Origin of the sequence: Aerococcus sp. NPDC058936 (genome assembly GCF_042741995.1) — a bacterium.
In the GTDB taxonomy this organism is placed as follows: domain Bacteria; phylum Bacillota; class Bacilli; order Lactobacillales; family Aerococcaceae; genus Aerococcus.
The window spans coordinates 48429-72458 of sequence record NZ_JBHYKZ010000009.1 but is presented as its reverse complement, the minus strand read 5'-3'; the positions used below and the strand labels follow the sequence as shown (position 1 = coordinate 72458).

General features: G+C 42.7%; 23 protein-coding genes. 19 read left to right on the top strand and 4 right to left on the bottom strand.

Annotated elements, in window-relative coordinates; all coding sequences use genetic code 11:
• Window positions 1-63 precede the first annotated feature (63 nt).
• The 9 genes from ACFW0C_RS08045 (at window position 64) to ACFW0C_RS08005 (ending at window position 11483) form a co-directional block, all read left to right on the top strand.
• The gene (locus tag ACFW0C_RS08045; protein WP_378106743.1) at window positions 64-1242 is read left to right on the top strand and encodes an ABC transporter substrate-binding protein; all 1179 of its coding nucleotides are present in this window, start codon (window positions 64-66) and stop codon (window positions 1240-1242) included.
• Window positions 1243-1498: 256 nt separating this feature from the next.
• Window positions 1499-2656, top strand: a complete 1158-nt coding sequence (nagA, locus tag ACFW0C_RS08040) for an N-acetylglucosamine-6-phosphate deacetylase (RefSeq protein ID WP_378106741.1) — start codon at window positions 1499-1501, stop codon at window positions 2654-2656.
• Between the two features lie 439 nt (window positions 2657-3095).
• Window positions 3096-4322, top strand: coding sequence for a M20 family metallopeptidase (locus tag ACFW0C_RS08035; RefSeq protein WP_378106739.1), 1227 nt, complete (start codon window positions 3096-3098; stop codon window positions 4320-4322).
• Window positions 4294-5580 (top strand): M20 family metallopeptidase, encoded by a 1287-nt coding sequence (locus ACFW0C_RS08030; RefSeq protein WP_378106737.1) that lies wholly within the window; start codon window positions 4294-4296, stop codon window positions 5578-5580. The genes ACFW0C_RS08035 and ACFW0C_RS08030 overlap by 29 nt, the downstream gene beginning before the upstream one ends.
• The gene (locus ACFW0C_RS08025) at window positions 5573-6523 is read left to right on the top strand and encodes an ABC transporter permease (RefSeq protein ID WP_378106736.1); all 951 of its coding nucleotides are present in this window, start codon (window positions 5573-5575) and stop codon (window positions 6521-6523) included. Before ACFW0C_RS08030 ends, ACFW0C_RS08025 begins: the two co-directional genes overlap by 8 nt.
• A gap of 201 nt (window positions 6524-6724) precedes the next feature.
• The gene (locus tag ACFW0C_RS08020; protein WP_378106734.1) at window positions 6725-7669 is read left to right on the top strand and encodes an ABC transporter permease; all 945 of its coding nucleotides are present in this window, start codon (window positions 6725-6727) and stop codon (window positions 7667-7669) included.
• Between the two features lie 21 nt (window positions 7670-7690).
• Window positions 7691-9319, top strand: a complete 1629-nt coding sequence (locus ACFW0C_RS08015; protein WP_378106732.1) for an ABC transporter substrate-binding protein — start codon at window positions 7691-7693, stop codon at window positions 9317-9319.
• Window positions 9320-9342: 23 nt separating this feature from the next.
• Entirely contained in the window at window positions 9343-10524 is a 1182-nt protein-coding gene (locus ACFW0C_RS08010) for an ABC transporter ATP-binding protein (protein WP_378106730.1), read from the top strand.
• Between the two features lie 11 nt (window positions 10525-10535).
• Entirely contained in the window at window positions 10536-11483 is a 948-nt protein-coding gene (locus ACFW0C_RS08005; RefSeq protein ID WP_378106728.1) for an ABC transporter ATP-binding protein, read from the top strand.
• Window positions 11484-11559: 76 nt separating this feature from the next.
• On the opposite strand, the gene ACFW0C_RS08000 is transcribed toward ACFW0C_RS08005, so the two are convergent.
• Genes ACFW0C_RS08000 through ACFW0C_RS07985 form a run of 4 tightly spaced genes read right to left on the bottom strand, consistent with a single transcriptional unit; the run spans window position 11560 to window position 14641 of the window.
• Window positions 11560-12753: a hypothetical protein gene (locus ACFW0C_RS08000; protein ID WP_378106726.1), complete on the bottom strand. Its 1194-nt coding sequence runs from the start codon at window positions 12751-12753 to the stop codon at window positions 11560-11562.
• A 16-nt stretch (window positions 12754-12769) separates the two neighbouring features.
• Entirely contained in the window at window positions 12770-13585 is an 816-nt protein-coding gene (locus tag ACFW0C_RS07995; protein ID WP_378106724.1) for a hypothetical protein, read from the bottom strand.
• A complete protein-coding gene (locus ACFW0C_RS07990) occupies window positions 13585-14271 on the bottom strand; it encodes an ATP-binding cassette domain-containing protein (protein ID WP_378106723.1) in 687 nt (228 codons plus the stop codon). Before ACFW0C_RS07990 ends, ACFW0C_RS07995 begins: the two co-directional genes overlap by 1 nt.
• A complete protein-coding gene (locus ACFW0C_RS07985; protein ID WP_378106721.1) occupies window positions 14264-14641 on the bottom strand; it encodes a GntR family transcriptional regulator in 378 nt (125 codons plus the stop codon). Before ACFW0C_RS07985 ends, ACFW0C_RS07990 begins: the two co-directional genes overlap by 8 nt.
• 751 nt (window positions 14642-15392) lie before the next feature.
• Between ACFW0C_RS07985 and ACFW0C_RS07980 the strand changes: the two genes are divergently transcribed.
• From ACFW0C_RS07980 to ACFW0C_RS07935, 10 genes are all read left to right on the top strand, one after another.
• A complete protein-coding gene (locus ACFW0C_RS07980) occupies window positions 15393-16199 on the top strand; it encodes an ATP phosphoribosyltransferase regulatory subunit (protein WP_378106719.1) in 807 nt (268 codons plus the stop codon).
• Window positions 16196-16804: an ATP phosphoribosyltransferase gene (hisG, locus tag ACFW0C_RS07975; protein WP_378106717.1), complete on the top strand. Its 609-nt coding sequence runs from the start codon at window positions 16196-16198 to the stop codon at window positions 16802-16804. The genes ACFW0C_RS07980 and hisG overlap by 4 nt, the downstream gene beginning before the upstream one ends.
• The gene (gene hisD / locus ACFW0C_RS07970; RefSeq protein WP_378106716.1) at window positions 16805-18055 is read left to right on the top strand and encodes a histidinol dehydrogenase; all 1251 of its coding nucleotides are present in this window, start codon (window positions 16805-16807) and stop codon (window positions 18053-18055) included.
• A 3-nt stretch (window positions 18056-18058) separates the two neighbouring features.
• Window positions 18059-19099 (top strand): pyridoxal phosphate-dependent aminotransferase, encoded by a 1041-nt coding sequence (locus ACFW0C_RS07965; protein ID WP_378106714.1) that lies wholly within the window; start codon window positions 18059-18061, stop codon window positions 19097-19099.
• Complete coding sequence (gene hisB / locus ACFW0C_RS07960; protein ID WP_378106712.1) at window positions 19089-19673, top strand: imidazoleglycerol-phosphate dehydratase HisB; 585 nt, start codon at window positions 19089-19091, stop codon at window positions 19671-19673. Before ACFW0C_RS07965 ends, hisB begins: the two co-directional genes overlap by 11 nt.
• A 99-nt stretch (window positions 19674-19772) precedes the next feature.
• Entirely contained in the window at window positions 19773-20471 is a 699-nt protein-coding gene (locus ACFW0C_RS07955) for a HisA/HisF-related TIM barrel protein (RefSeq protein WP_378106711.1), read from the top strand.
• Between the two features lie 4 nt (window positions 20472-20475).
• A complete protein-coding gene (gene hisF / locus ACFW0C_RS07950; RefSeq protein WP_378106709.1) occupies window positions 20476-21222 on the top strand; it encodes an imidazole glycerol phosphate synthase subunit HisF in 747 nt (248 codons plus the stop codon).
• 3 nt (window positions 21223-21225) lie between these two features.
• Window positions 21226-21864 carry a bifunctional phosphoribosyl-AMP cyclohydrolase/phosphoribosyl-ATP diphosphatase HisIE gene (hisIE, locus tag ACFW0C_RS07945; RefSeq protein WP_378106707.1) on the top strand — a complete coding sequence of 213 codons (639 nt, stop codon included), beginning with the start codon at window positions 21226-21228 and terminating at the stop codon, window positions 21862-21864.
• Window positions 21865-22353: 489 nt separating this feature from the next.
• Window positions 22354-23079, top strand: coding sequence for an isocitrate lyase/phosphoenolpyruvate mutase family protein (locus ACFW0C_RS07940; protein WP_378106705.1), 726 nt, complete (start codon window positions 22354-22356; stop codon window positions 23077-23079).
• 12 nt (window positions 23080-23091) lie between these two features.
• Window positions 23092-23994, top strand: coding sequence for an oxaloacetate decarboxylase (locus tag ACFW0C_RS07935; RefSeq protein WP_378106703.1), 903 nt, complete (start codon window positions 23092-23094; stop codon window positions 23992-23994).
• Window positions 23995-24030: the final 36 nt, after the last annotated feature.

Below are 24030 nucleotides of genomic sequence, written 5' to 3'. Positions count from 1 at the left end.
GTCTACTTGATAAAGGTTTGTATTGTTGGTATTTATTGGTTGGGTTTGTTTTAGGAGGAAAATATGAATTTGAAAAAATTTGGTTTAACATTATTATCTGCAGCTACTTTAGCTGCTTGTGGTTCAGTTACACAAACAGCTAACAGCTCTTCTTCTGCGGGATCAGAAGATGCTGATACGATTAACATCGGTGGGGACTTTGGTTTAACTGGGTCAGCATCTGCTTACGGTTCTTATATCAACGATGGTGCAACACTTGCTTTTAAGGAAATTAATGAAGCCGGTGGTATTGACGGTAAAGAAATCAATTATGTAGTGACGGATAATAAGTCAAATGTTCAAGAGTCTGCCAATGAAGCTACTCGTCTGTTAGCAGAAGAAAACTTGTCCGTATTATTAGCGTCAGATATCGCAGCGTCAACAGAAGCAGCGATTCAACCAACTGAAAACGCACAAGTTCCAATGATTATCCCTTCAGCAACCGTTGATGATTTAACATTGGATTCACAAGGAAATGTATTTGACTATGTCTTCCAAATTGCCTTCCAAATCTCTAACCAAACAGAGGCACTTGGTCGTTTTGCGGACGAGAAGGGTTGGAGCACGGCTGCCGTTTTACAAGATAACTCATCTGATTATGGTCAAAACTTGGCCTCTCAATTTGAAGAAGACTACTCAGGTGACGTTGTCATTAAAGAGTCGTTCTTATCAGGAGACACAGACTTCAGCTCAATCTTGAACAACGTAAAAGCCCAAGATCCAGACGTATTATTCATCGCTGGTTACTATCCTGAAGGTGGGGCTATCGTGAAACAAGCCCGTGAAATGGGCATCGACGCTGCAATCTTAGGGCCAAACGGATTAGGTAACGACGAATTCATCAACTTAGCTGGCGCAGAAAACGTTACTGACTTCTACTATGCAACCATCTTTGTAACAGGAGAATACGGTTCAGACGCAGCCAACGAGTTCGCAGAGAGATACCGTGCAGAATTTGACACAGAGCCAGACTTGTTCTCAGCAGGTGGTTATGACGCAGCCCGCTTAGCAGCTGACGCCATTGACCGTGCCGGTTCAACAGACCCACAAGCCATCCGCGATGCTCTAGAAGAGACCCAAGACTTTGAAGGGGTAACAGGAAACATCTCATTCGACGAAGATCACAACCCAGTAATGGATTCATTCGTAGTAGGCTATACAGAAGGTGAAATCTCATCAGTAGAAGCCGTAACAGCTGAATAAGCCCTACTTTTTTGACAAAGGCTAACAAGACCAAGTTGGGTCAATCAATATTAGTAGATGAGTCGCGACTTTCATATCGTGGCTCTTTTTGTCGAATACAGATAATAGTGTAAGCTATTCTACACATAGCAGCTGTTTAAGATATGCTAAAAACGATTGTTTCTCATAGGATGATAGGATCAAGTAGCGTATAATATATAATGGATTAATAAATCAAATTGAAAATGTATATTATAGAAAGAAAGTGTAGAACATCTTGATAGAAGAAAATAAATATTATATCTATGCAGATCGGATTATCTTAGCGGATGAAGTAGTAGAAAAAGCTTATTTAGAGGTTCATGACGGTAAGTTTGGCTATGCAACTTTAGAGAAACCCTTAAAAGGTGAGATTAAAGATTATACGGGCTATACGGTGGCTGCTGGTTTAGTGGATACCCATATTCATGGTTTTCACGGGGCAGATGTCATGGATGATGATTTTGAAGCGGTACAAACGATGTCTAAAGGTCTGCCATCAACAGGTGTGACTGCCTTTTTGCCAACGACCTTAACGTCTTCTGCTGACTTATTGACTTCAGTGGCTGAAAAAATCGGTGACCACTACGAGGAAGCTGAGGGGGCGAAAATCTTAGGCATCTTCTTTGAAGGACCATGGTTCACGGAAGAACATAAAGGCGCGCAAAATCCAGCCTATATGGGCGATCCTGACTTGGGTCAATTTGAGATCTGGCAGTCAGCGGCTAAAGGGTTGATCAATAAAATTGCTATAGCGCCAGAACGGCAAACAGCTCAAGCTTTCACAGAAACCGTCACTAAAGAGGGGGTACGAGTAGCCCTAGCACACTCTTCTGCTACATATGAAGAAGCGACTGCAGTGGTCGATGTGGGTGCCAACATTTTCATCCATACATATAACGGGATGTCTGGTTTACACCACCGCAATCCTGGAATGGTTGGGGCGGCGATGGCAACGGATGATACTTATGCGGAAGTAATTTGTGATGGTAAACATGTCCATCCCGGAGCAACCAGGGCCTTGGTGAAAGCCAAAGGCTGGGATAAAACGGTCTTGATTACAGATGCTATGTCAGCGGCGGGCATGCCGGATGGCCACTACCAATTGGGTGAATTCCCGGTTATTGTCAGAGATGGTGAAGCGCGACTGGAGTCAGGTAATTTAGCCGGGTCAGTTTTGACCTTGATTCAAGCGGTTAAGAATGTGGTTGATTGGGGTGTTGTTGACAGCGAACATGCCCTGCGGATGGCGTCACAAGTGCCAGCAGCCTCTGTTGGTTTAGAAGACCAAGTGGGTGTAATTGCACCAGACCGTGTGGCAGACTTTATCGTCGTTGATCCAGATATGAACCTAAAAGAAACTTACCTAAACGGTGTTTCTGTATTTCAAGCCTAAAAAATAGATTTAAAAATGAGTTTGTGCAGTGGAACGATTTTCTGTGCATCTCTAATTTTAGCACCAAGCTAGTTGACATGAATCAGCTAATTTGGTGCTTTTTTGTTTCCCAAAAAGCAAGATCCTTACAAAATTGTCTTATCTACACCATTGTAATGTTACATTATATAACAATACCTGTCACAATTATGCGCAAATCAAGCGTTTGCCTACATCAATTAGTAAAATATTTTAAGGTGCCAAAAGCTTGAAATGACCATGAAAATGAATGAAAATTAAAATTCAATGATAAAAATGTGCTTGCACATAAATTTTTTTCAATCTATAATCTAGTCATTAGTTAAGAAATCTTACATTTATGACACTAAATGTTAAGTAACGTAACATATAACGTCATAACAGTATAGATAATCAGACAAGAAAATTAGGGGTGGAGAAGATGAACCAAGAATCCAATCATCATACTTTGAATTATCAAGCGTATGCCAGTGAAACATTCGAACATTTACACCGTCATCCAGAAATATCTTTTCATGAATACCAGACCAGAAAGTTTATTCACCAGGAGTTAGAAAATTTTGGCTACACTGACATTGAAACGGATGTTGGTGGAGGTGGGGTGATCGCCAGACTTAAAGGTGACAAGCCAGGTCCGACTATTGCCTTTCGGGCCGACATGGACGCGCTACAAATTCAGGAAGAGACAGACTTAGCTTATAAGTCGGCAGTTGACGGGGTGATGCATGCCTGTGGTCACGATGCGCATACGACGATCTTGCTGACGGCTGCCCAGTACTTGATTCAATTAAAAGAAGAAATCGCTGGGACATTGGTATTCCTTTTCCAACATGCGGAAGAAGTGAAACCAGGTGGTGCCAAGTCCATTATGGCATCCGGCGCCCTAGACGATGTGGATAAAATCTTTGGCCTTCATGTGTCAGGTGAAAAAGCCTTTGACGGCACCATCTCTTACCACGAAGGGTTTGCGACCGCCAATTCAGACACCTTCGCCATCGAAATTCATGGTAAAGGCGGTCACGCAGCCAGTCCCCACCACAATGTAGACGCGACTTTAACAGCTGCGTACTTAATCCAGCAATTACAGTCCATTGTCTCACGCCATAAAGACCCTATGGATCCTGGTGTTGTTACGATTGGAAACTTCCATGCAGGTAACGGGGCAGCTAATGTCATGGCCGACGTTGCTAGCTTAAATGGGACGATTCGGACTTATAATCCTGACTTACGTGCCCTTGCAAAAAAAGATTTATTCTCCCTATCTGAGGATATTGCGGCAGCCCACGGGGCTTCAGTCAAGATAGATTTCATCGATGGCTATCCAGCCCTCTACAACCATCCAACGGAAACGCAAACAGTAGTAGAAATCTTTAAAGACCGGTTTGGCGCGGAAATGGTCAATGAAAAGCCAGCCAGTATGGGTGGGGAAGATTTCGCCTACTACGTCCAAAAAATCCCTGGACTTTTCTATTTTATACCAGCGGGTGCCCATCCCAATGGCGAGAATTACCCCCATCATCATCCCAAATTTGAAATTGACCAAAGATGTCTCATGTTGGGATTAGAAACCATCTTAACCATCGTCAATCATTATGTCATCGAAAGTGAGGTTGAAGCCTATGTTGAAAGCAGATATAGCGAGTACTAGTCGAATCGAAAGTAAAGTCAGCCAAGCCACGGCAGCCCTTTTGGCCAAATGGTTAAAACATGCAGCGTCTATTGAATCAGATGTTGTCCAAGTCCGGCGCGACCTACACAAAAATCCTGAATTGTCTTTTGAAGAGGTGGAAACAGCCAATTTCGTTTATATGGAATTGCTGTCGGCCAAAATCTTTGATATCGACCGGAATGTGGGTGACGGCTACGGAATTGTCGCACGGGTTCATGGGGCTAAACCGGGACCGACTATTGCCTTAAGAGCAGACATGGACGCCTTACCAATCACTGAAGAAACAGATTTATCTTTTAAATCGGACAATCCTGGTGTCATGCATGCTTGCGGGCATGATATCCATACCGCAACACTTTTAGGAGTGGCTCAAGTCATTCAAGCCCACCGCGATGAATTTGCGGGTACGGTTGTTTTCATCTTCCAACACGCTGAAGAGAAGAAACCAGGCGGCGCTAAAGCCATTGTAGACGCTGGTTACTTGGCGGAGGTGGACGCGGTATTTGGCCTGCATGTTGATCCTTCAAAAGAGGCTGGCACTGTCGGCTATTCACTGGGTTATGGGTCAGCTGCTTCAGATGCCTTTGAAATTAAGATTCAAGGTCGGGGCGGTCATGCATCATCTCCTCACACAGCTATCGATTCTGTGGTTATTGCCGCTGAAACGATCGCCAACCTACAAACTTTAGTATCTCGGGTATCCAACCCCATTGAACCCTTGGTCGTGACTGTTGCAGGGGTGGACGCTGGTATGGGTGCGCCAAATATTATTGCCGATACAGCGACTCTTGTCGGCACAGTTCGGTCCTCTTCGCCAGAAGGTCGGGCCACAATCAAGGACCAATTCATTCAAATCGCTGAGATGACAGCAGCCATGCATGGTGGATCAGCCAGTGTGGATTACGACGAGGGTTATCCAGCCATTCAAAACACCGCAAGCATCGTGACTGACTTAGTGGCCGCCATCGACTACTCAGCCGTTTTCACAGAGGTTATCGAAAATACGGCCGCAACAGGCGCTATGATGAACGGTGAAGACTTTGCTTACTACCTTGAAGATACACCAGGCGCCTTCTTCACTGTCGGTTGTGACTTCTTGGAAAAGGACAAGCAAGGTCAAGCTAGCTATCCTTTACATAACAGTAAATTCGTCGCCAACGAAGCTTGTATCCTAAACGCTATGTCGCTATTTCTGGTTACTTTAAGTCAATATTTAAAGGTGGTGCCAAATGATTAAATACTTACGCAAACGACTATTGCTGATTATTCCAGTCTTATTAATTATTTCTATCCTGGCCTTCGCTATGATTCAAATGGCGCCAGGGGACATTGCAGACTTATACCAATCACCCGATGCCACTCCTGAACAAATTGAAATGATTCGGGAAAACTTAGGGTTAAACGATTCAATTGTGGTCCAATATTGGCGGTGGTTAAGTAACCTATTTACAGGCGACTTAGGTTTCTCATTTAGAACGAGAACAGCCGTTACAGGTTTAATCGGCGAAGCGCTCTTACCAACTTTACAGTTGATGTTTGGGACCTTGATTGTTGCCTATATTGTGGCTATTCCACTAGGGATTTATGCAGCTAACCATAAAAATACCTGGATTGATCACTTGCTGACGACTTTTTCTTTTGCCGGTGTGTCTATGCCCAACTTCTTCTTAGGGATGCTTTTGATTTATTTCTTCTCAGTTGAATTGGGCTGGTTACCAATTGGGGGTCGGGAAAACTTGTCGGGCGATATGACTTTCTGGCAGGGCCTTTCTTACTATGTCTTACCAACAATCGTATTAGGGGCGTCGTACTGTGCCAACATGACCCGGTATGTCCGGTCAACTGTTATTGGGATTAACGAACAAAACTATATGCGGACAGCAGTTGCTAAAGGATTAAAAGAAGAGGAAATGATCAAGCGTCATACCTTGCCAAATGCCCTAGTGCCTATTTTAACCGTTATTGGGTCTGATATTCCCCGTTTAATCGGTGGAGCAGTCGTAACGGAACAAGTATTCCGCTGGCCAGGGATTGGGTCATTGATGATGGCGTCTATTAATGCACGGGACTATCCAGTCATTATGACCATCACCTTGATATCAGCCTTTGCCGTATTAGCATGTAACTTATTAGTAGATGTATCCTACGCTTACGTCGATCCACGTATTCGTTACGAATAAAAGTAATTGTGCGAAAAGGTGCCTTTCATGGCATCGGCTGTGTACATTGAAAAAGGGATTAAAATCGGGTTCGAGCCTCCAAAGAGGACTGCGTTTCAGATTAGGTTGTTGCTGACTTTGTCAGCCACTGCCCCAATCTTCCAACGTTCCTCTCTTAGCGTCGGCTCTTACACCTTAACAGGAATTTAGGAGGGGAAAGAGATGGCTGAAGACCACTTATTTAAAGCGACTTATGCGAGTCCAAAAGATTTTATGGATCAACATATGCTTGCTCATGAGACACAAAAAACAGATACAAGCATCAAGCAAACTGGCTACTGGACTATTATTTGGCAACGGTTTGCCCGCAACAAGGCGGCTGTATTTGGCCTAATTTGTTTTACCATTTTATTAGGCGCAACAGTATTTGCAGGGGTAATCGCCCCCTTTAATCCAGATGAAATTGTAGGTGGGTTTCTACAAGCCCCTACAGCGACCCACTGGCTAGGAACAGATGAAATTGGCCGGGATGTATTTTCTCGTTTACTTTATGGTGGCCAAGTCTCTATGTTTGTTGGGATTGTGTCGGTGCTGATTTATGCAGCTATTGGGACTAGCTTAGGTTTATTAGCTGGATTTCTAGGCGGTGTTTGGGACTTTTTAATTATGCGTTTAACTGAAGTGATTATGTCCTTCCCTTATTTCTTAGTAGTCCTAGTTGCAGTTGGAATCCTTGGACCATCTATTTGGAACGTGACGATCGTGATTGGTTTATTTGGTTGGGCACCGCTTTGCCGGCTAGTCCGGGCAGAAGTGATGAAACTAAAAGAGGCTGATTATATTCAAGCAGCCGTTGCTTCTGGTTATTCAACAAGCAATATTGTCTTTAAGCAAATCGTTCCAAATATTTTGTCACCAATTTTAGTCAATATGACTTTTGGGATTTCAACTTCTATTATCACCGAAGCTTCGCTTTCCTTCCTAGGTGTAGGGGTTGTACCACCTACTGCCTCATGGGGGAATTTGTTGACTGCAGCTCAGTCCCTATCGGTATTAACCATGCAATCTTGGCGGTGGATACCAGTTGGATTGGCCGTATTCTTAGCCGTTTTATCCATCAACTTTATTGGTGAAGGCTTACGTAGCGCAGTTGAAGGTGAGATATAAGACTGGGAGGAGGGAAAAACCATGAAAACAAAACGATTATCGCTAGTTATCGCAACAGTGGCCGCCTTTGTACTTGCGGCCTGCGGTACAGCCAATGATAGTTCAGTGGGTCTAACGACTGAAGTCCAAGCCCAAGAAACAAGCACTACTGACAATACCCTTGATATTGGGACAACTAATACCATTTCCGGCTTTAATGTCTTTAACACCACAGACGTTGCTGGACAATGGATTCAACGGTTCATGTACCCATCATTACTAGACCAACCTGAAGCAGGCGTGTTTGAACCCAATGTCGCTTCAATGACAACAGAAGACAACTTAGTTTATACCATCACCATAAAAGATGACGTTGTTTGGTCAGACGGGACACCTTTTACAGCGGATGATGTGGCTTATAATTTCAATGTCATCGCCAATCCAAATGTTGAAACTTCTAACTCAGCCAATCTGAAGGCTATCGAAGGGTTGGATGATGCTGGTAAATTAGCGGAAGGGACTGAAACCATTTCCGGTGTTCAAGTAATTGATGACAAGACTTTAACCATTACCTTGAAAACACCCACTGACCCAGCTTACGTTTATGAAAACATTGGCTTTAAGATTATGATTGCCCCTAAGCATGTTGTAGAAAAAGAAGATATCTATAACCTGGGTTCTTCTGAATTTGCCACAAATCCGACTGTTTTTGCTGGTCCTTATAAATTCGTGAAATATGAATCAGGGTCTTACGTCAAGATGGTTGCCAATGAAAGCTACCATAAAGGCAAGCCAGCGATTGAAAATGCCATCGTTCATATTATGGATTCAACTGGTATGGTGATTGCCCTTCAAGCAGGTGAATTAGACATGACTGCTGGTGGTGGGATTGCTTTGATTCCAATTTCAGACATCAAATTCCTTGAACAAAATGAGGACATCTATGTCGAATCTAGCTACGGAACCTCAGTCCAGTTTATGTATATCAACAATGAAAAATTCGATAATGCCACTTTTAGACAGGCCCTTTTAGCGGCTATTGACCGCGACCGGATGTCAGACGGCTTATTGCAAGGGGAAGGGGAAGTTATTCCAACTACCTATACCTCAATTTCAGCCTATAAAGACCCGGACTTAGACCCAGTGGCCTATGACCCAGATCGTGCCAAAGAATTGCTAGCAGAATCAGGATTCGATACCAGTCAGACCATTAAATTGGCTGTCCCAACCGGAAATATTACCCGGATGAATGCCGCCAACTTGATTGAACAAGACTTAGAAGCCATTGGACTAGATGTTGTCCAAACATCAGCCGACTTTACCACCCACGCGGCCAATGTGACAGCAGGCGACTACGACCTAGCTATGATGGGGTTAGCCTTAAACGTTGACCCAGACCAAGCCTCTTACTGGTCATCATCAGGGTCAAACCAAGTCAACATCAACGACCCAGAGCTTGATCAATTAATCAGCCAAGGTGCATCACAAACCAACTTTGAAGACCGTTACGAAACCTACAAGGCCATCCAAGCCCGTTTCCAAGAACAAGCTTACCTAGTGCCACTGTATTCTGATTACCAATTCACCATTCAAACCACCGACCTGAATGGTGGTATCCAGCCATTCTGGTTTGGATCCCTAACAGATATTCAAGAATGGACCTTCAACTAGGCCACAGAAAGGATTTGATCGACATGTACAAGGACAAGATACTCGAAGTTAAAAACCTCAAAATTTCCTTTAAAACTCTAAACGGCGTCCTACCAGCTATTCGCGACGTATCCTTCTCCTTGAAAAAAGGGGAGACACTGGCGATTGTTGGCGAATCTGGATCAGGGAAGTCTGTATCCACCAAAGCCATTACCGGTTTATTGGCTAAGAACGTGACCAATATTGAAGGTGGCGAAATCCTTTTTAAAGGACAAGACCTTTTAAAAGCCAGTAAGTCCGACTTAACCAAGATTAGAGGGTCTGAAATTGCCATGATTTTCCAAGACCCAATGACCTCACTGAACCCAGTAATGACAGTTGGCATGCAAATCGCTGAAGCTGTGATGGCCCATACTAAAGTCAATAAGGCAACGGCCATGCGCCGAGCCATCGACCTCATGGACAAGGTAGAAATTAAAGACCCAGAAACAAAGGCCTACCATTATCCCCACCAATTTTCGGGCGGGATGCGCCAACGGATCATGATTGCCATGGCCCTTGCTTGTAAACCAAAAATCTTAATCGCGGATGAACCAACGACAGCACTAGATGTGTCTGTTCAAGCCCGCATTATTGAATTGATCAACCAATTAAAAGATGAATTCGACACCTCAGTTATCTTTATTACCCATGATTTGGGCGTCGTGGCCAATGTGGCCGACCGAGTAGCTGTCATGTATGCCGGCCGAGTTGTTGAAACAGGGACTACTAATGAAATCTTCTACCACCCGCAACATCCTTATACCTGGGGCTTACTAGAAGCAACCCCAACCTTGTCGACAGAAGACGACAATTTGTATACCATTCCAGGTAACCCACCCAATATGGCCAAGTTGGCGGCGGGTGACCCTTTTGCCCCACGGAACCCGTACGCACTGGATATAGATTTTGTAAAAGATCCACCCATGTTCAAGGTCTCAGAAACGCATCAGGCTGCAACATGGTTGCTAGATGAGCGGGCGCCTAAAGTGACGCTACCAGTAGATATTCAAGCACGTTATGTGGTCTACCAAAGTATTTTAGACTGGTCTGCTGAAAAAACACAAGCGGACCAAGTGGCTACTAGTTCAGCTTACGGACTTGCAGCCTTTGAAAGTGCCGACCCAACTTACGGGCCATATTTATATGAAGAATTAGCCGAAACTGTACCGGTTTATGAAAGTTAGGAGGGGATTTGATGACAGATATTGTGTCAGTTAACCATGTGAAAAAGGTCTATGCTGAAGGGCGCGCGGAAGAAGTAATCGCCGTAAATGATGTGACCTTTACCATTAAGGCAGGGGAAACCTTTGGATTGGTAGGAGAATCAGGGTCCGGTAAGTCAACAACAGGGAAACTCTTGATGAAATTAGAAGACCTGAGTGATGGTGGAATCAGTTTTTTAGGTCAAGATATTGCCCATATTAAAGGACGCCGTGACCTATTGGCCTTTAGAAAAGACATCCAAATGATCTTCCAAGATCCCTTTGCTTCTTTAAATCCTCGGATGACAGTGGGAGAAATTATTGGGGGGCCGATGCGGGTCCATGGTTTGGTTAAAACAAAACAAGAACAAGAAGCTGCTGTGGCCGAATTAATGGCTCAAGTTGGCTTAGACCCACTTTATGCTAATCGGTACCCACGGGAGTTTTCAGGGGGTCAATGCCAGCGGGTTGGAATTGCTAGAGCGCTTGCCCTAAGACCAAAGTTAATCATTGCGGATGAAGCTATTTCAGCCCTTGATGTGTCCATTCAAGCCCAAATCGTTAACTTGTTGAAAGACTTGAAAATCGCCAATGATTTAACCTATTTATTCATTACACATGATTTGTCTATGGTCAAATATATTTCTGACCGGATTGGTGTCATGTGCCAAGGGCGGCTGGTTGAAATCGGTACAGCTGATGAAATCTACAACAACCCTTTGCATGACTATACCAAGTCCTTGTTATCGGCGATTCCAACAGCTGACCCAGAGTCAGAAAAAGTTCGTCAACGACTTCACTTTGACGGCTTAGCTTATAGTGAGGATCAATGGGCGGACTGTAGCTTAGTTGAAGTGGCTCCTGACCACTTTGTCTATTGTCACCCAAGCGAAGTAGCTGGATACAAAGACCAGGTGAAACCGGCTTTGGCATTGGTATAAATATAGGTACACATGAAAAAGGTGGTCTGGAATTTTTTCCAGGCCACCTTTTAAGATTTTTTACTACATTATTTTCTTATTGGAGGAATTGTTGTTCTTCGACACTTGTGATTTTAGCGAAAGAATAAGGGCTATCTTTTTCTATACTATATTTTTCTACAGTGATTGTTTCCCCAGTGGCAATATCAACTCGTTGTAATTCACCTGTTTTGTCATCTGCAAGGGTTTGGAAGATATAGCCATTGTCAATGTAGTAGTCAGGGTTCTGTTCAAGGTCTGACTGCCATACTTGGTCAAAGTTTTGACTATCCATGTCGTAAGCGTAAATACTTAATTGACTTGGATAGCTACCGTAGTCATTCTCCACATAATTATTGGTTAAGACAAAGATTTTATCTTCAATAATCACCGGCATAATGTCGGTTTCACCAGATAGTTCTTCTAAAGCACTTACTAGTGATGACGTGTCCATGGTTTGTTTGTCTCCATTTGTTGGATTGATAATCTCATAAGTAGTTGGAGAGATATAGTCTTCACTGTCTTCATTATTTATTGCTGCTATTGGCAATAAGTGGTACTTAGGGTTACGGTTTAGCCCGTCAACACTGCCTGAGTACAATTCATAACCTGCACTGTCCATGGTTGCAACTTCCGTGATTTCGCCATTTTCCTTGTTTAATTCAAAGTTTTTTAAATAATCGGCTTGGTCGTAGTCTTTTAGGAAGGCATATACCAGGTAAATGGTCGTGTCATCTTCAGCGATTGACATCAAGGCGTTACCAGTCCGGTCTGCTTGGTCTAACTGGTAAGACGGTGTGGTATAGGTCCAGTTGCCGTCATCATTTTTTTGAATTAAGGTCAAGTCTAATTGGGCTTTGTTATCACCTAAGAGGGTATCTGCCTGCCATAATTGTAGGTCGTCATTTTCCAAAATCAATCGGGCATTGGACAAGTTCGGGCGGTCGAACAAGGAGAAGTTTTTGTAGACAGCGTCTTGGACTTGGCTATTAAACATACCGTAACTAGCGGTGGTCGTTGGAATTAGTGTGTCACCGCGTCTTGATAGGGGGATCCAGTTAATTGAATTCTGATCGGCTTCGGTTGATAGATAAAGGCTCGATGCCGGGATTTCTTGCCTGCTAGCTTCAGGGTTTACACTGGTTACCTTTACAGGTTTAAAGGTGCCAAACCCAAGCCAGACGAATAAGGACACACCAGCAATTACCACAAGGAAAATAAGGGTCAGCCAGTTTTGTTTACGTATTTTCATTATGCTATCTCCTTTCTTAAACACTGACATAATGGTTCATCAACCATGACATCATGTAACCATTAATCATATTTGCGGTATAAATGAATACTAAGACGATAATAGTTCCTTCTGTTGCAGTAAGTGGCATAGTGAATGTTGAAAAGCCCATCAAGTAGACAAGGGCAATGGATACCAACCAGTAAATGACGATGTTTATAATCGTCCGAGCCCATGTATAGCCTTTCGCACTAAGTAAAATGATCGTGCTATTCATTAAGGTGAATAAGAACCATAAACCACCACCATAGGTCAGAAAAGTTTGTCCTGGATAGGGCGGGAACAAGACTAAACTCGTTTGCATCTTAGTCGCAATTTGAATCAAAACTGGTGTCGTCGTATAGTTATCAGCAAACATGATAGAAAAAGCAGTGTTTGCGACATAGAATACAGCCAATTGTAAAATCAAAATCCCAGCCATCATGATTAAGATAGAGATTAGCTTGGCGTAAGCAATCGGTGCCCGGTTTCCTGGTAAACTTAACAATCGGTAAATAAAGTTTCCTTGAAAGTGCCAATCGCGGATCCATGAAAAGACAGCGTAAGCGAGTAAAGCAAAACTTGTGGCCCCAATAATCATGGTAAAGGCCATGCTATCGTCAAAAGCTGACGCTAAGTTGGTAATAGGGAAGCGGTAATCTGTGGTATTTCCGGATGCAATCGCCTGATAGCTTGCCCTGACGTTTCCAAATATCATGATTCCTTCAGTCACTAAGACAAAAGCAATCAGCAGGAAATAAAACCCTTTTGCTCGTTTTAATTCATCCGTGATTAAATTCAGTAATTTCATCATTAGCGATACACCTCCCACATCTTATCGGTAATAGACTTGCCTTCTTCTAAACGTAAATCTTCCGTATAGAAATCTTGAATAATTCGGCAATCTTTTAGCATGACCACCCGGTCCACCAAAGTTTCAATCTCATTAATTTCATGGGTTGAAATTAAAACGCCACGCCCAGCCATCAACTTACTGGTGAAGACATTGGCAATTTCTTCTCTAGTAAAGATATCAATCCCAGAAAAAGGTTCATCCATAATGAGGTAATCCGAGTTTAAAGTTAGACCTAGCAGTAAATTCACCTTAGCCGTATTCCCCTTAGATAAGTGTGAAATCTTTTCATCAAGATTTAAATTGAAGAAAGTTACCAAGTCTTTAGCTAAAACTGAATCATAAGTACTATAGTATGTGTCCATATAATCCAAAGCTTCTTGAATAGTCATCTCTTTCACCACGATGATGGTGTCAGGAATGTAAGAAATCCGGTTAAAATCATTAAAATCGATTAGTTTACCATCAATTAAAAACTGACCAGAAGCGACAGGGGTTAACTTCATCAAACCATTCATCAAACTCGTTTTCCCAGACCCATTCTCCCCTATTAAAGCTGTAATTTCTCCTGGTTTAATAGAGAAAGACACATCTTCGAGAATTTTCTTCGCCCCATAAAATTTATTCACCTTTTCAATCTCAATCATCTTGTTCACCTCGTTTTTGGAAATATTCTGTCATGTAAGTGGCAATCTCATGCGGGTCCATATTCAAGACCTGAGTGGTATCATAGAAGACCGCCATGGCCTGCTCCAAAGCATCACGCTTTAGTTGTTGAATAATCATTTTGTTTTCCGTCACTCGACTTGGCACATTGGCTTCTGACACAATTATCCCTTCTTCCTCTAATGACTTAAATGCCCGCTGAACTGTATTAGGGTTGATCTTGAACGTTTTGGCGATATCACGACGAGAGGGTAACTTATCCCCAGCCATCAAGCGGCTGGCAACAATCTCCCTCTTATAATGGTCGGCTAATTGTATATATATCGGCGCCTGCTTATCAAACACAACCATGAAGACCCTCCTTTCAAAAATACTTTATCAAAAGTGTGTTATCCAATTAATACACTTTTTCTATCTGTATTATATGGTTAATACACTTAAAGTGTCAATAGCAGGATGCTATAAAGATCATTTAATCATTTTTATTGGTAAAAAGGATAGGTTGACAAGCATATGAGTATTGAAGGGGCTATACAAATCAATTCGCTACTTAAGAGCGCAATTGTGTATAAAAACGCAACTAAGGCAGATAGGTCTCGTAGGTTCTATTGCAGTACTTTTTTGATAAAGCATTGACGACGTTTGTCCACGGGTAAAAGCAAACAGACTGAAGGAAATAGGTGAAAAGCATAGTTAATGTTTACTAGCATGATGCTTACGCTTAACCAAAATCAGTAAATTAAAAAGCATGATTTACACAAAAATTAGAATACTATTAAAAATCACTTGACTTTTTAATTTGAAAATTTTATTATGAGTGTAATCAAGTGAGAGACAGTAAAGATTAAGAGATAGGATTAACATTACCAGAAAGTCTGTGGTTGCTGTGAACAGATAATGTCCCCTATGAAGACACGCCTTTGCTTAAATGACACTTAGTCCGGTGGCACCGTTATAGCCAGACTAGCGGATAAAGACTAGTCAATGAGGTTATAAGTGTGAACTTATGACGAATTAAGGTGGGAACACGTTTCGGCGTCCTTGATCCAGTAATGGATTGAGGGCGTTTTTTTATTATTTTACATTTTGAAGGAGGGGCAACATGGCAACATCTTACGTATTACAACGAATTTCATTAGCGAGAGATTATCTTGAAACAGTATCGAATGCGGGTTTCCAATTAATTGATTTGAATATGGTGGAACCATTCGATGGGGACGGCAAAGCCGAATACCCAAGCAACATTGTATTTGAAAAGGAAGGGCAACTATATGCCATTCGTAGTGATTGGACTCGGTCCATTTTAAATTACATGAAGACTTACGATCTTAAACAAGATAACTTCGCTTACTATGGTCCAATGGTGAGAGACCACCAATCAACTTACCAAGCAGGGGTTGAATTAGTGGAACCAAGTGCTAGTCAAATGGCTAATACCATTGAATTACATTTAGATTTCGTTGAACAGATGAGCCAAGTATCTTTCAATATGATTGTTGTAAACAATGAAGAAATTTTAGACAAATACATTGAAAAATTTGCATTTGGCCCTGAAATCAAGGGCTATGTAATTGAGAAGAATCTATCGGCTATAGGCAACACTATTGGTAAAGACCATTATTTCTACCAATTAATGGCTAAACCAGTTTCAGAGCAGTTTGACCTAGTGAAGAAGGACTTCGGTGATAAAGAGGAGATGGCTGTGATTCACTTGTTGAAAGAAACGCTTGAAAAACGCAATACCAAAATGGTGCTTGATTTATCATTCCGGTCGCCGCAAAAATACTACAACGGCTTTTATTTCCAAGCCTTTCTACAAGGGAATTCCAAACCTATCTTCTCAGGTGGACAGTACGCTAACGGCTGGTTTGGTATTGGATTGAATTTATCTAAAGGAGGATTTCTATGATTACTGTGGCTTTAGCTAAGGGACGTGTTTACAAGGCCTTCAATAAATTTTTAGCAGATAAGGATTTAAACGACTACGCAGAGGCCTTAACAGATGGTGGTCGTGATCTCTTCCGTGAAGTTGGTGGGGTTAAATTCATTTTCGCAAAAGGGAAAGATGTCCCTACTTATGTGGAGCAGGGGGTTGCAGACCTGGGTGTTGTAGGGTCTGACACGATTGCTGAAAAGTCATTTAATGTCTTGAATGTGTCTGAATTGCCATTTGGTCAATGTCGACTGGCGATTGCCGGGCCTACCAACTTGGATGAATCAGATATCAAAGTGGTGGCAACGTCATTTCCAAATATTACCCGCAAGTACTTTAACCAACAAAAGCAAGATGTATCCTTAATTTTCTTAAATGGTTCGGTTGAATTGGCACCGATTCTAGGCTTAGCTGATGCGATAGTGGATATTGTCCAAACAGGGACAACGTTAAAAGAAAATGACCTTAAGGAGTATAAAACCATTTTGCCGGTACAAGCACGACTGATTGCCAACAAGCAGTCATTCTATACGAAAGAAAAGGAAATCTATAAGTTTATGCAAGAAATTGAGGTGGTATAAGTGGATGTAGCAGCATTTCAAGCGGCATTTAGCGCGAAAAATCAAGATAAAGTGGACCTAAACCGGTTGGTAGCCGTTCAGGAAATGATTCAAGCGGTTCGGGCAAATGGGGACCAGGCAGTCATTGACTATACCAATCAATTTGATGGGCAGGCTTACGCGGAGGCGGCAGATTTCAAAGTATCAGCTGAACGGTTGAAGGCCTCATGGGACAACTTAGACCCAACCTTACAAACAGCGCTAAGAACGGCTAAAGGCCGTATTGAGACTTACGAACGAGCGGGCTTATATGCAAACCGGCCGGGCGAAGAAATTTCCTATGTTTACAACGCTTTAAATAGTGCGGGATTTTATATTCCTGGTGGGAAGGCCTTGTACCCGTCTACGGTTTTAATGACTGTGGTGCCAGCCCTAGTTGCAGGGGTTGAAAACTTGGTAGTGACAACGCCCGTTTTTACGGAAGAATCAGTGACTTTCGCAGCCTTATACTTGTGCGGCATTCGAGACAATGTGTATGCGATTGGCGGGGCGCAAGCCGTTGCTGCTATGGCTTACGGGACTGAAACCATTCCGCAAGTGGATAAGATTTGTGGTCCGGGGAATGCCTATGTGGCAACTGCCAAACGGTTGGTTAACGGGGATGTATCGATTGATGCCATTGCTGGGCCGAGTGAAATCCTCTTATATGTGGATGAAACGATTCCGGTTGATGCCATCGTTTACGATATTTTTGCCCAGGCGGAACATGACCAAGATGCACGAACTTTTCTCTTATGTGAGTCAGAAGATTTTCTTGGCAAAATTGCCAACCGCATGCAAGCTTTGTTACCTAGCCAAAAACGAGCGGATATTATTGAAGCTTCAGTTAAAAACAACCACTATGCAATCTGTGATACGAGACAACAATTGATCGACATCTTGAATGACATTGCACCAGAGCACGTGTCCATTCAACATGCAGCTCAAGATGAGATTGTTGATCAAATCAAGTATGCGGGTGCTGTTTTCAAAGGTTACTACGCTATGGAAGCCATTGGTGACTATGTGGCAGGGCCATCGCATGTCTTACCAACTGGTCGGACTGCCCGGTTCTCGCACGGTTTAACCGCTAACGACTTCCGGACGTCACACGCTATTATCCATACATCAAAAGCGACTTATCAAGCTATTGGGCCAGCTGGTCAAGCGATTGCTGAGGCTGAAGGACTGGATGGTCACGCTCAGTCAATTGCCATTCGAAAGGAAGGTTAAGCTATGAAAACCGAAGATTATTTAAAAACGGTTGAAGTGAATCAAGACGGGGACACGGTCATCATGAACCGCAACACCTCTCCCATTCGTCCCTTGTCAGATCAAGACATTGTGGACGCAGTCTTGGCAACACCTTTTAACCAGTATCCTGAAGACGAAGAAGCCGATTTTATTGCGGCGTATGCAAATTACGCCGGTCTTGACCCAAAGAATGTGGCTGTTGCTAACGGGTCAGATGAGTGGATTCAAAAATTGATTATCCAGTTTGGCCGTGGAGGTGTCTTGGCGGTTGATCCTGATTTCTTTATGTACCAGGATTATACCAACCAGTTGGGCTTCCCCTTTTTCCAGGTGGAGAGCGAAAAGGACTTTACTTTTGATTTAGACTCAATTATCAGCGCTTTAGATGAATTTAAGCCGTCCTTATTCTTCTTGTCTAATCCGCAAAATCCTACGGCCCAGCAGTTTTCTGAAGAATTTTTACAGAGATTGGCGGATGAAACGGCAGATCGAGATATCACTTTTGTCATCGATGAAGCTTATATTGAATTCGGTCAGGACTATCAGCGACCAAATAATGACAACGTCCTATTTATCCGGACCCTATCTAAGATATATGGGGTAGCGGGTTTACGGGTCGGGATTGCTTTTGGGCAGGGGCCGCGTTTCGACAAGTTGAAGGAGATTAACCACCCTTATCCTATGAATAGTGTGTCGCTAAACCTTGCCAGCAAGCTGTTTGAGGACACCAATCGACTGGATGAGTGGGTGGATTACCAACGCGATATTAAGCAGGAATTGCAGGAAGCTTTCGATCAAGTTGCTGATCTAGTCACCGTGATTCCGTCCGCAACGAATTTTGTGTTTATCTTTGGCGATTTGGTGCCAGATTTAGACCAGTATTTAGCAGACAATGGTTTCGTTGGCCGTAAGTATGCAGATGGGAAAATGGCAAATGCGGCGCGATATTCGGTGATCGATTCAGCTGATTATCCGAAATTAAAGGCGACGATCAAAGCATGGAGGAAACAAATTGAAGATTAAAGAACGTAATACCTTAGAAACGCAAATCAAGCTGGGTCTACCTAAGGCGGATGGGTCAGGACAGACACAAACGTCTATTAATACTGGCGTGGGCTTCCTTGACCACATGTTAACCCTATTTACCTTTCATTCGGGCCTTGATTTATACGTTGAAGCCGAGGGGGACACTTGGGTTGATGACCACCATGTCACTGAAGATATTGGGATTTTACTGGGTGAAGCTATTCGTGACCTATATCAAGCCCAACCTTCATACGAACGGTACGGATCATATTTCTTGCCCATGGACGAAACTTTAGCCCGTGTAGTACTGGACTTATCAGGCCGACCAGTTTTAGTTTATGACGCCAACTTTTCAGCTGAAAAAGTAGGGACCTTTGACACCGAACTTGTCAAAGAATTCTTCTACGCCGTAGCCATGAACGCTCGTATGACCCTACATATTGACCTATTGAAAAATGGCAATACCCACCATGAAATCGAAGGCATTTTTAAAGCATTCGCCCGCGCCCTAAAAATTGCTTTAAAAGAAACAGACGGTGGCGTCCCATCTTCAAAAGGATTGATTCAATAAGTCAGGGGCGTTATGGTCACGAATAAGGGACATATTGTTGGTGACAAGCGCAAGTATCGAAATAAAGTTAAATACCAATGTAAAAGGAGGCAATTATCCATGGAAATTATCCCCGCAATTGACCTGATTGATGGCAAGAGCGTTCGCTTACAACAAGGTGACTATGATAAACAAGTCGTTATGCCAATGTCAGCAGCCGAAGCGGTGACCTACTACAGTCAATTCCCACAGGTGACGAGAATTCACGTGGTGGATTTAATTGGTGCGACAAAACAAGCTGCTGTTGAAGGGGACACTGTTGAAGTTTTAAAATCCTTAACCGATATTCCTTTAGAAATCGGGGGCGGTATCCGCGACTTAGAAACCATCGATTTGTACGATAAATTAGGTATCGACTACTTCATTCTAGGTACAAGGGCCATCATGGATGTGCCTTGGCTAAAAGAAGCTGTCGCTAAATATCCTGGCCGTATCTATGTTGGTCTAGATTGTAAAGATGAAATGATTTATATCAACGGTTGGAAAGAGGCTTCTGGCCGCTACATCAAAGAATACCTTGATGAAATTGCCGACTTAGATATTGCCGGTATTATCTATACTGATATTTATAAAGATGGCATGGAAGCCGGGCCTAATGTAGAGAAGACGGGTCAAATCCAACGTATCACCAAACATCAGGTTGTTGCTTCTGGCGGTGTGAGGAGCCGACATGATTTAGATGCCCTCCAAGCACAAGGCGTAAGCCAAGCAATTGTCGGAAAAGCTGCACAGAATCCAAATTTCTGGGAAGGACTGTAAAAAAATGAAAAAAATTATTCCATGTTTAGATACGCGCGACGGTAAATTGGTCAAAGGTGTTCACTTTGTAGATGTAAAAGAGTTAGGGGACCCCGTTGATTTTGCCAAAAAATATTCAGACGCAGGTGCTGATGAATTAGTCATCCTAGATATTACAAAAACAACTAACGGTCACCAATTACGTACGCAAATGATTGCGGATGTTGCGAATGCTATTGATATTCCATTGACTGTTGGTGGGGGAATTGCCTCTGTTCAAGATATCCAAGATGCGCTTGATGCAGGTGCCAGCAAAGTCGGTATCAACTCAGCAGCTGTCAAAAATCCTGACTTCATTAATGAAGCAGTAGCCAAATTCGGTTCTGATGCGGTAACGATTGCAGTAGATATGGCTTATGATGAAGCGAAGGGTGACTACTTTGTATACACTAACGCTGGTCAAACGCAAATCGACATTAACGCCCTTGAATGGTGTAAAGAGTGTGAAGAACGTGGTGCTGGTGCCTTATTGATCACTTCAATTGATACAGATGGTGCCTACACAGGCTTTGATATTCCATTCTTGAAATTGGCTTCTGAGGCCGTTTCGATTCCAATTATCGCTTCAGGTGGTGCGAGTGGTATTCAAGATTTCATTGACCTGTTCCAACAAACAAACCTAGAGGCAGGACTTGCGGCATCTATTTTCCACAAGGGAGAAGTAGCGATCGAAGATTTAAAAGCAGCACTTATCGCAGAAGGGATTGACTAGTAAATGACAGCAATTGATTTTGGCAAAAACGACGGGCTTGTACCAGCTATCTTACAAGATTACCGGACAAATCAAGTCCTAATGTTGGGTTATATGAACCAAGAAGCTTACGAATTAACGGTAAGTGAAGGCGTAGCTTGGTTTTATTCACGGTCTAAAGGTCGTCTTTGGAAGAAGGGCGAAACTTCTGGCAACGTGCAAGAAGTGGTAAACATTGAATTGGACTGTGACCAAGATACCCTTTTGGTACAAGTGAGTCCAACTGGCCCAACTTGCCATACCGGTAGCCAGTCATGTTTTGGGGATGATTTCTTTAACTTGAATATCCTTGAAAAAACAGTGGCCGACAAAGTGGATAATCCTAAAGAAGGGTCATATACGACATACTTGACGGATCAAGGTTTAGATAAGATTCTTAAAAAATGCGGTGAAGAAATGACTGAAGTTGTGATTGCTGCAAAAAATGCCCAAGCCGGTCAAGGAAATGATGAGTTGGTATCTGAAACTAGTGACCTACTCTACCACTTGTTGGTTTTATTAGCTGAAAGAGGCCTGTCATTAACAGATATAGAGGCGGCCTTAAAAGTCCGTCACGGCCAAGATCATACCTATTCTGTCCGTAAAGAAATCGATAATTATTAGGATACAATGAATTAAATTAGAATTTTATTAAAAATATTGTTGACACTTATCATAAAAATTTATATACTGATGTCAGTAAATAAAACAAGTTGATGCGTTGAGAAGTAGAAGTAAGTTAGACGCTTGTGCACAGAAAGTACCGATTGCTGAGAAGGTATGACAATCCCTAATTGAAAAGTAGACTTTGAGCTGTAGATGCGATTCACCTAAAGGGTGGTTGAGTGTTTACCGGGTGCTGCCGTTAAAATGCCAGTTGATCGGATGTGTGTCCCGTCAACGTGAGTCTAGTAGTCTAACCAATTATTAGAAAAATTAAAGGTGGTACCGTGCAGAAAGCGCCCTTTGACTTAACCAGTCAAAGGGCGCTTTTTTTATTTACTAAAAACTTAAAAATATATGTAAAAACTAGGTGCAATAAAGATAAGACGAATCAAATTGTCACTAGTAAGCCATATAGCAGACTTGTAGTAGTGATTAGGAGGATTTTCAATGACATTATTAGCAGATTTAAAACAAGGCCCCACAGCGATTATTCCCGCTTGTGGCGACGGCCATACTTTTCAAATGTTAGCCAACAGCGAGGCACCAGCCATTTTCCTGTCTGGTCAATTAACCACTGACCATTTAATTGCGGAGGGTGACCAAGGCTTGTTGTCAATCACTGAATATAAAAATTATGCATTCAGTTTGGGATTGAAGAAGGCGCAACCCTTGTTGTTAGATCTACAATCGGGATTTGGGAATCCGCTAAACACCTACTATGCAGCCAAGGAATTAGAACGTTCGGGTGCTGACATCATGATTTTATCTGATCAAAAATACCCGGCGCATAATACTGATCAACCAGCCACAACAACTGCAGAAGACTTTATTGGGAAAATTCGCGCAGGACTTGATGGCATTGAAAACCCAGCCGTTGAAATTTGGGTGCGACTAGAAGGTTTACATGAATACGGGCTAGAAGGCTTTAAAGACCGTGCACGATACGCCTATAACGCGGGTGCCAAAGCCATTATCTTAGACCACTATACAGACGCTGATTTAGAAACCCTAGCCAAGGCGGATTTACCATTGCCATTGTTAGCTACATTAAAAGTAGGGCAAACAGCTAAAGCAATTGACGCCGATAACTTTTACGGCTATCTAGATTTAGGACATTTAGATTTCGCCGCTCACCAAGCAATTGAAACCGCCATTGCAGACTTATTGAAGTAAAGGAAGGTAGCTATGTTAAAAAATGAAAGAATGCGTAAGCAATTTAAAGACCATATTTATTCAGGTAAGGCCATTCAATTACCCGTAGCTCCCGATGCTTTAGCCGCAAAAATTGCCGAAAAATTAGGATTTGACGCTGTTTTCTCAGCCGGTTATGCAACCTCTGCTTCAGCCTTCGCCATGCCAGACCGCGGGGTGACAGATTTTGGTAAGTCCCTAGAACGCACTCGGGATATCATCAATGCCGTTGATATTCCGGTATTCGCCGATTCTGACACTGGCTACGGTGACTTGGAAAACGTACGCCGAACGGTTGAAAACTACGAAGCTATCGGTGCAGCGGGGATCTTCATTGAAGACCAGGTTTGGCCCAAACGTTGCGGTCACATGTCCGGGAAGATGGTTGAACCAACTGAAACCCTAGAAGAAAAAATCAAGGTGGCAGTAGCGGCTCGTAAAAACGATGATTTCTTAATCATGTCAAGAACAGACGCAAGAACCGTTTATGATCTAGAAGAGGCTATTGAACGTAGTCGCCGCTATAAGGCTGCTGGAGCTGATTTAATCTTTATCGAATCACCACGCAGCTTTGAAGAGTTTGAAGAAATTCACGAAGCCTTCCCAGACACCTTTATGATGGCCAACATGATTGAAGGTGGGTTAACACCATTAACCAAGACCGCTGAACTAGAAAAATTAGGTTTCAATATTATCGTATACCCAACGGCTCTAACTTATGCCCAAGCTTATACAGAAAAGGAACTACTACAAACCTTGTTAGATGAAGGCACAACCGAAAATTACCAAGACAAAATGATCACATTTGACGAATTCAACGACTTTATTGGTTTAGATGAAGTTAACCAAAGAGATAGTACATATGCACCAGAAAAGATGTTGAAATTCATGAATTAATTTAGGAATTAAAAAGACAAAACGAAATGAGGGAAT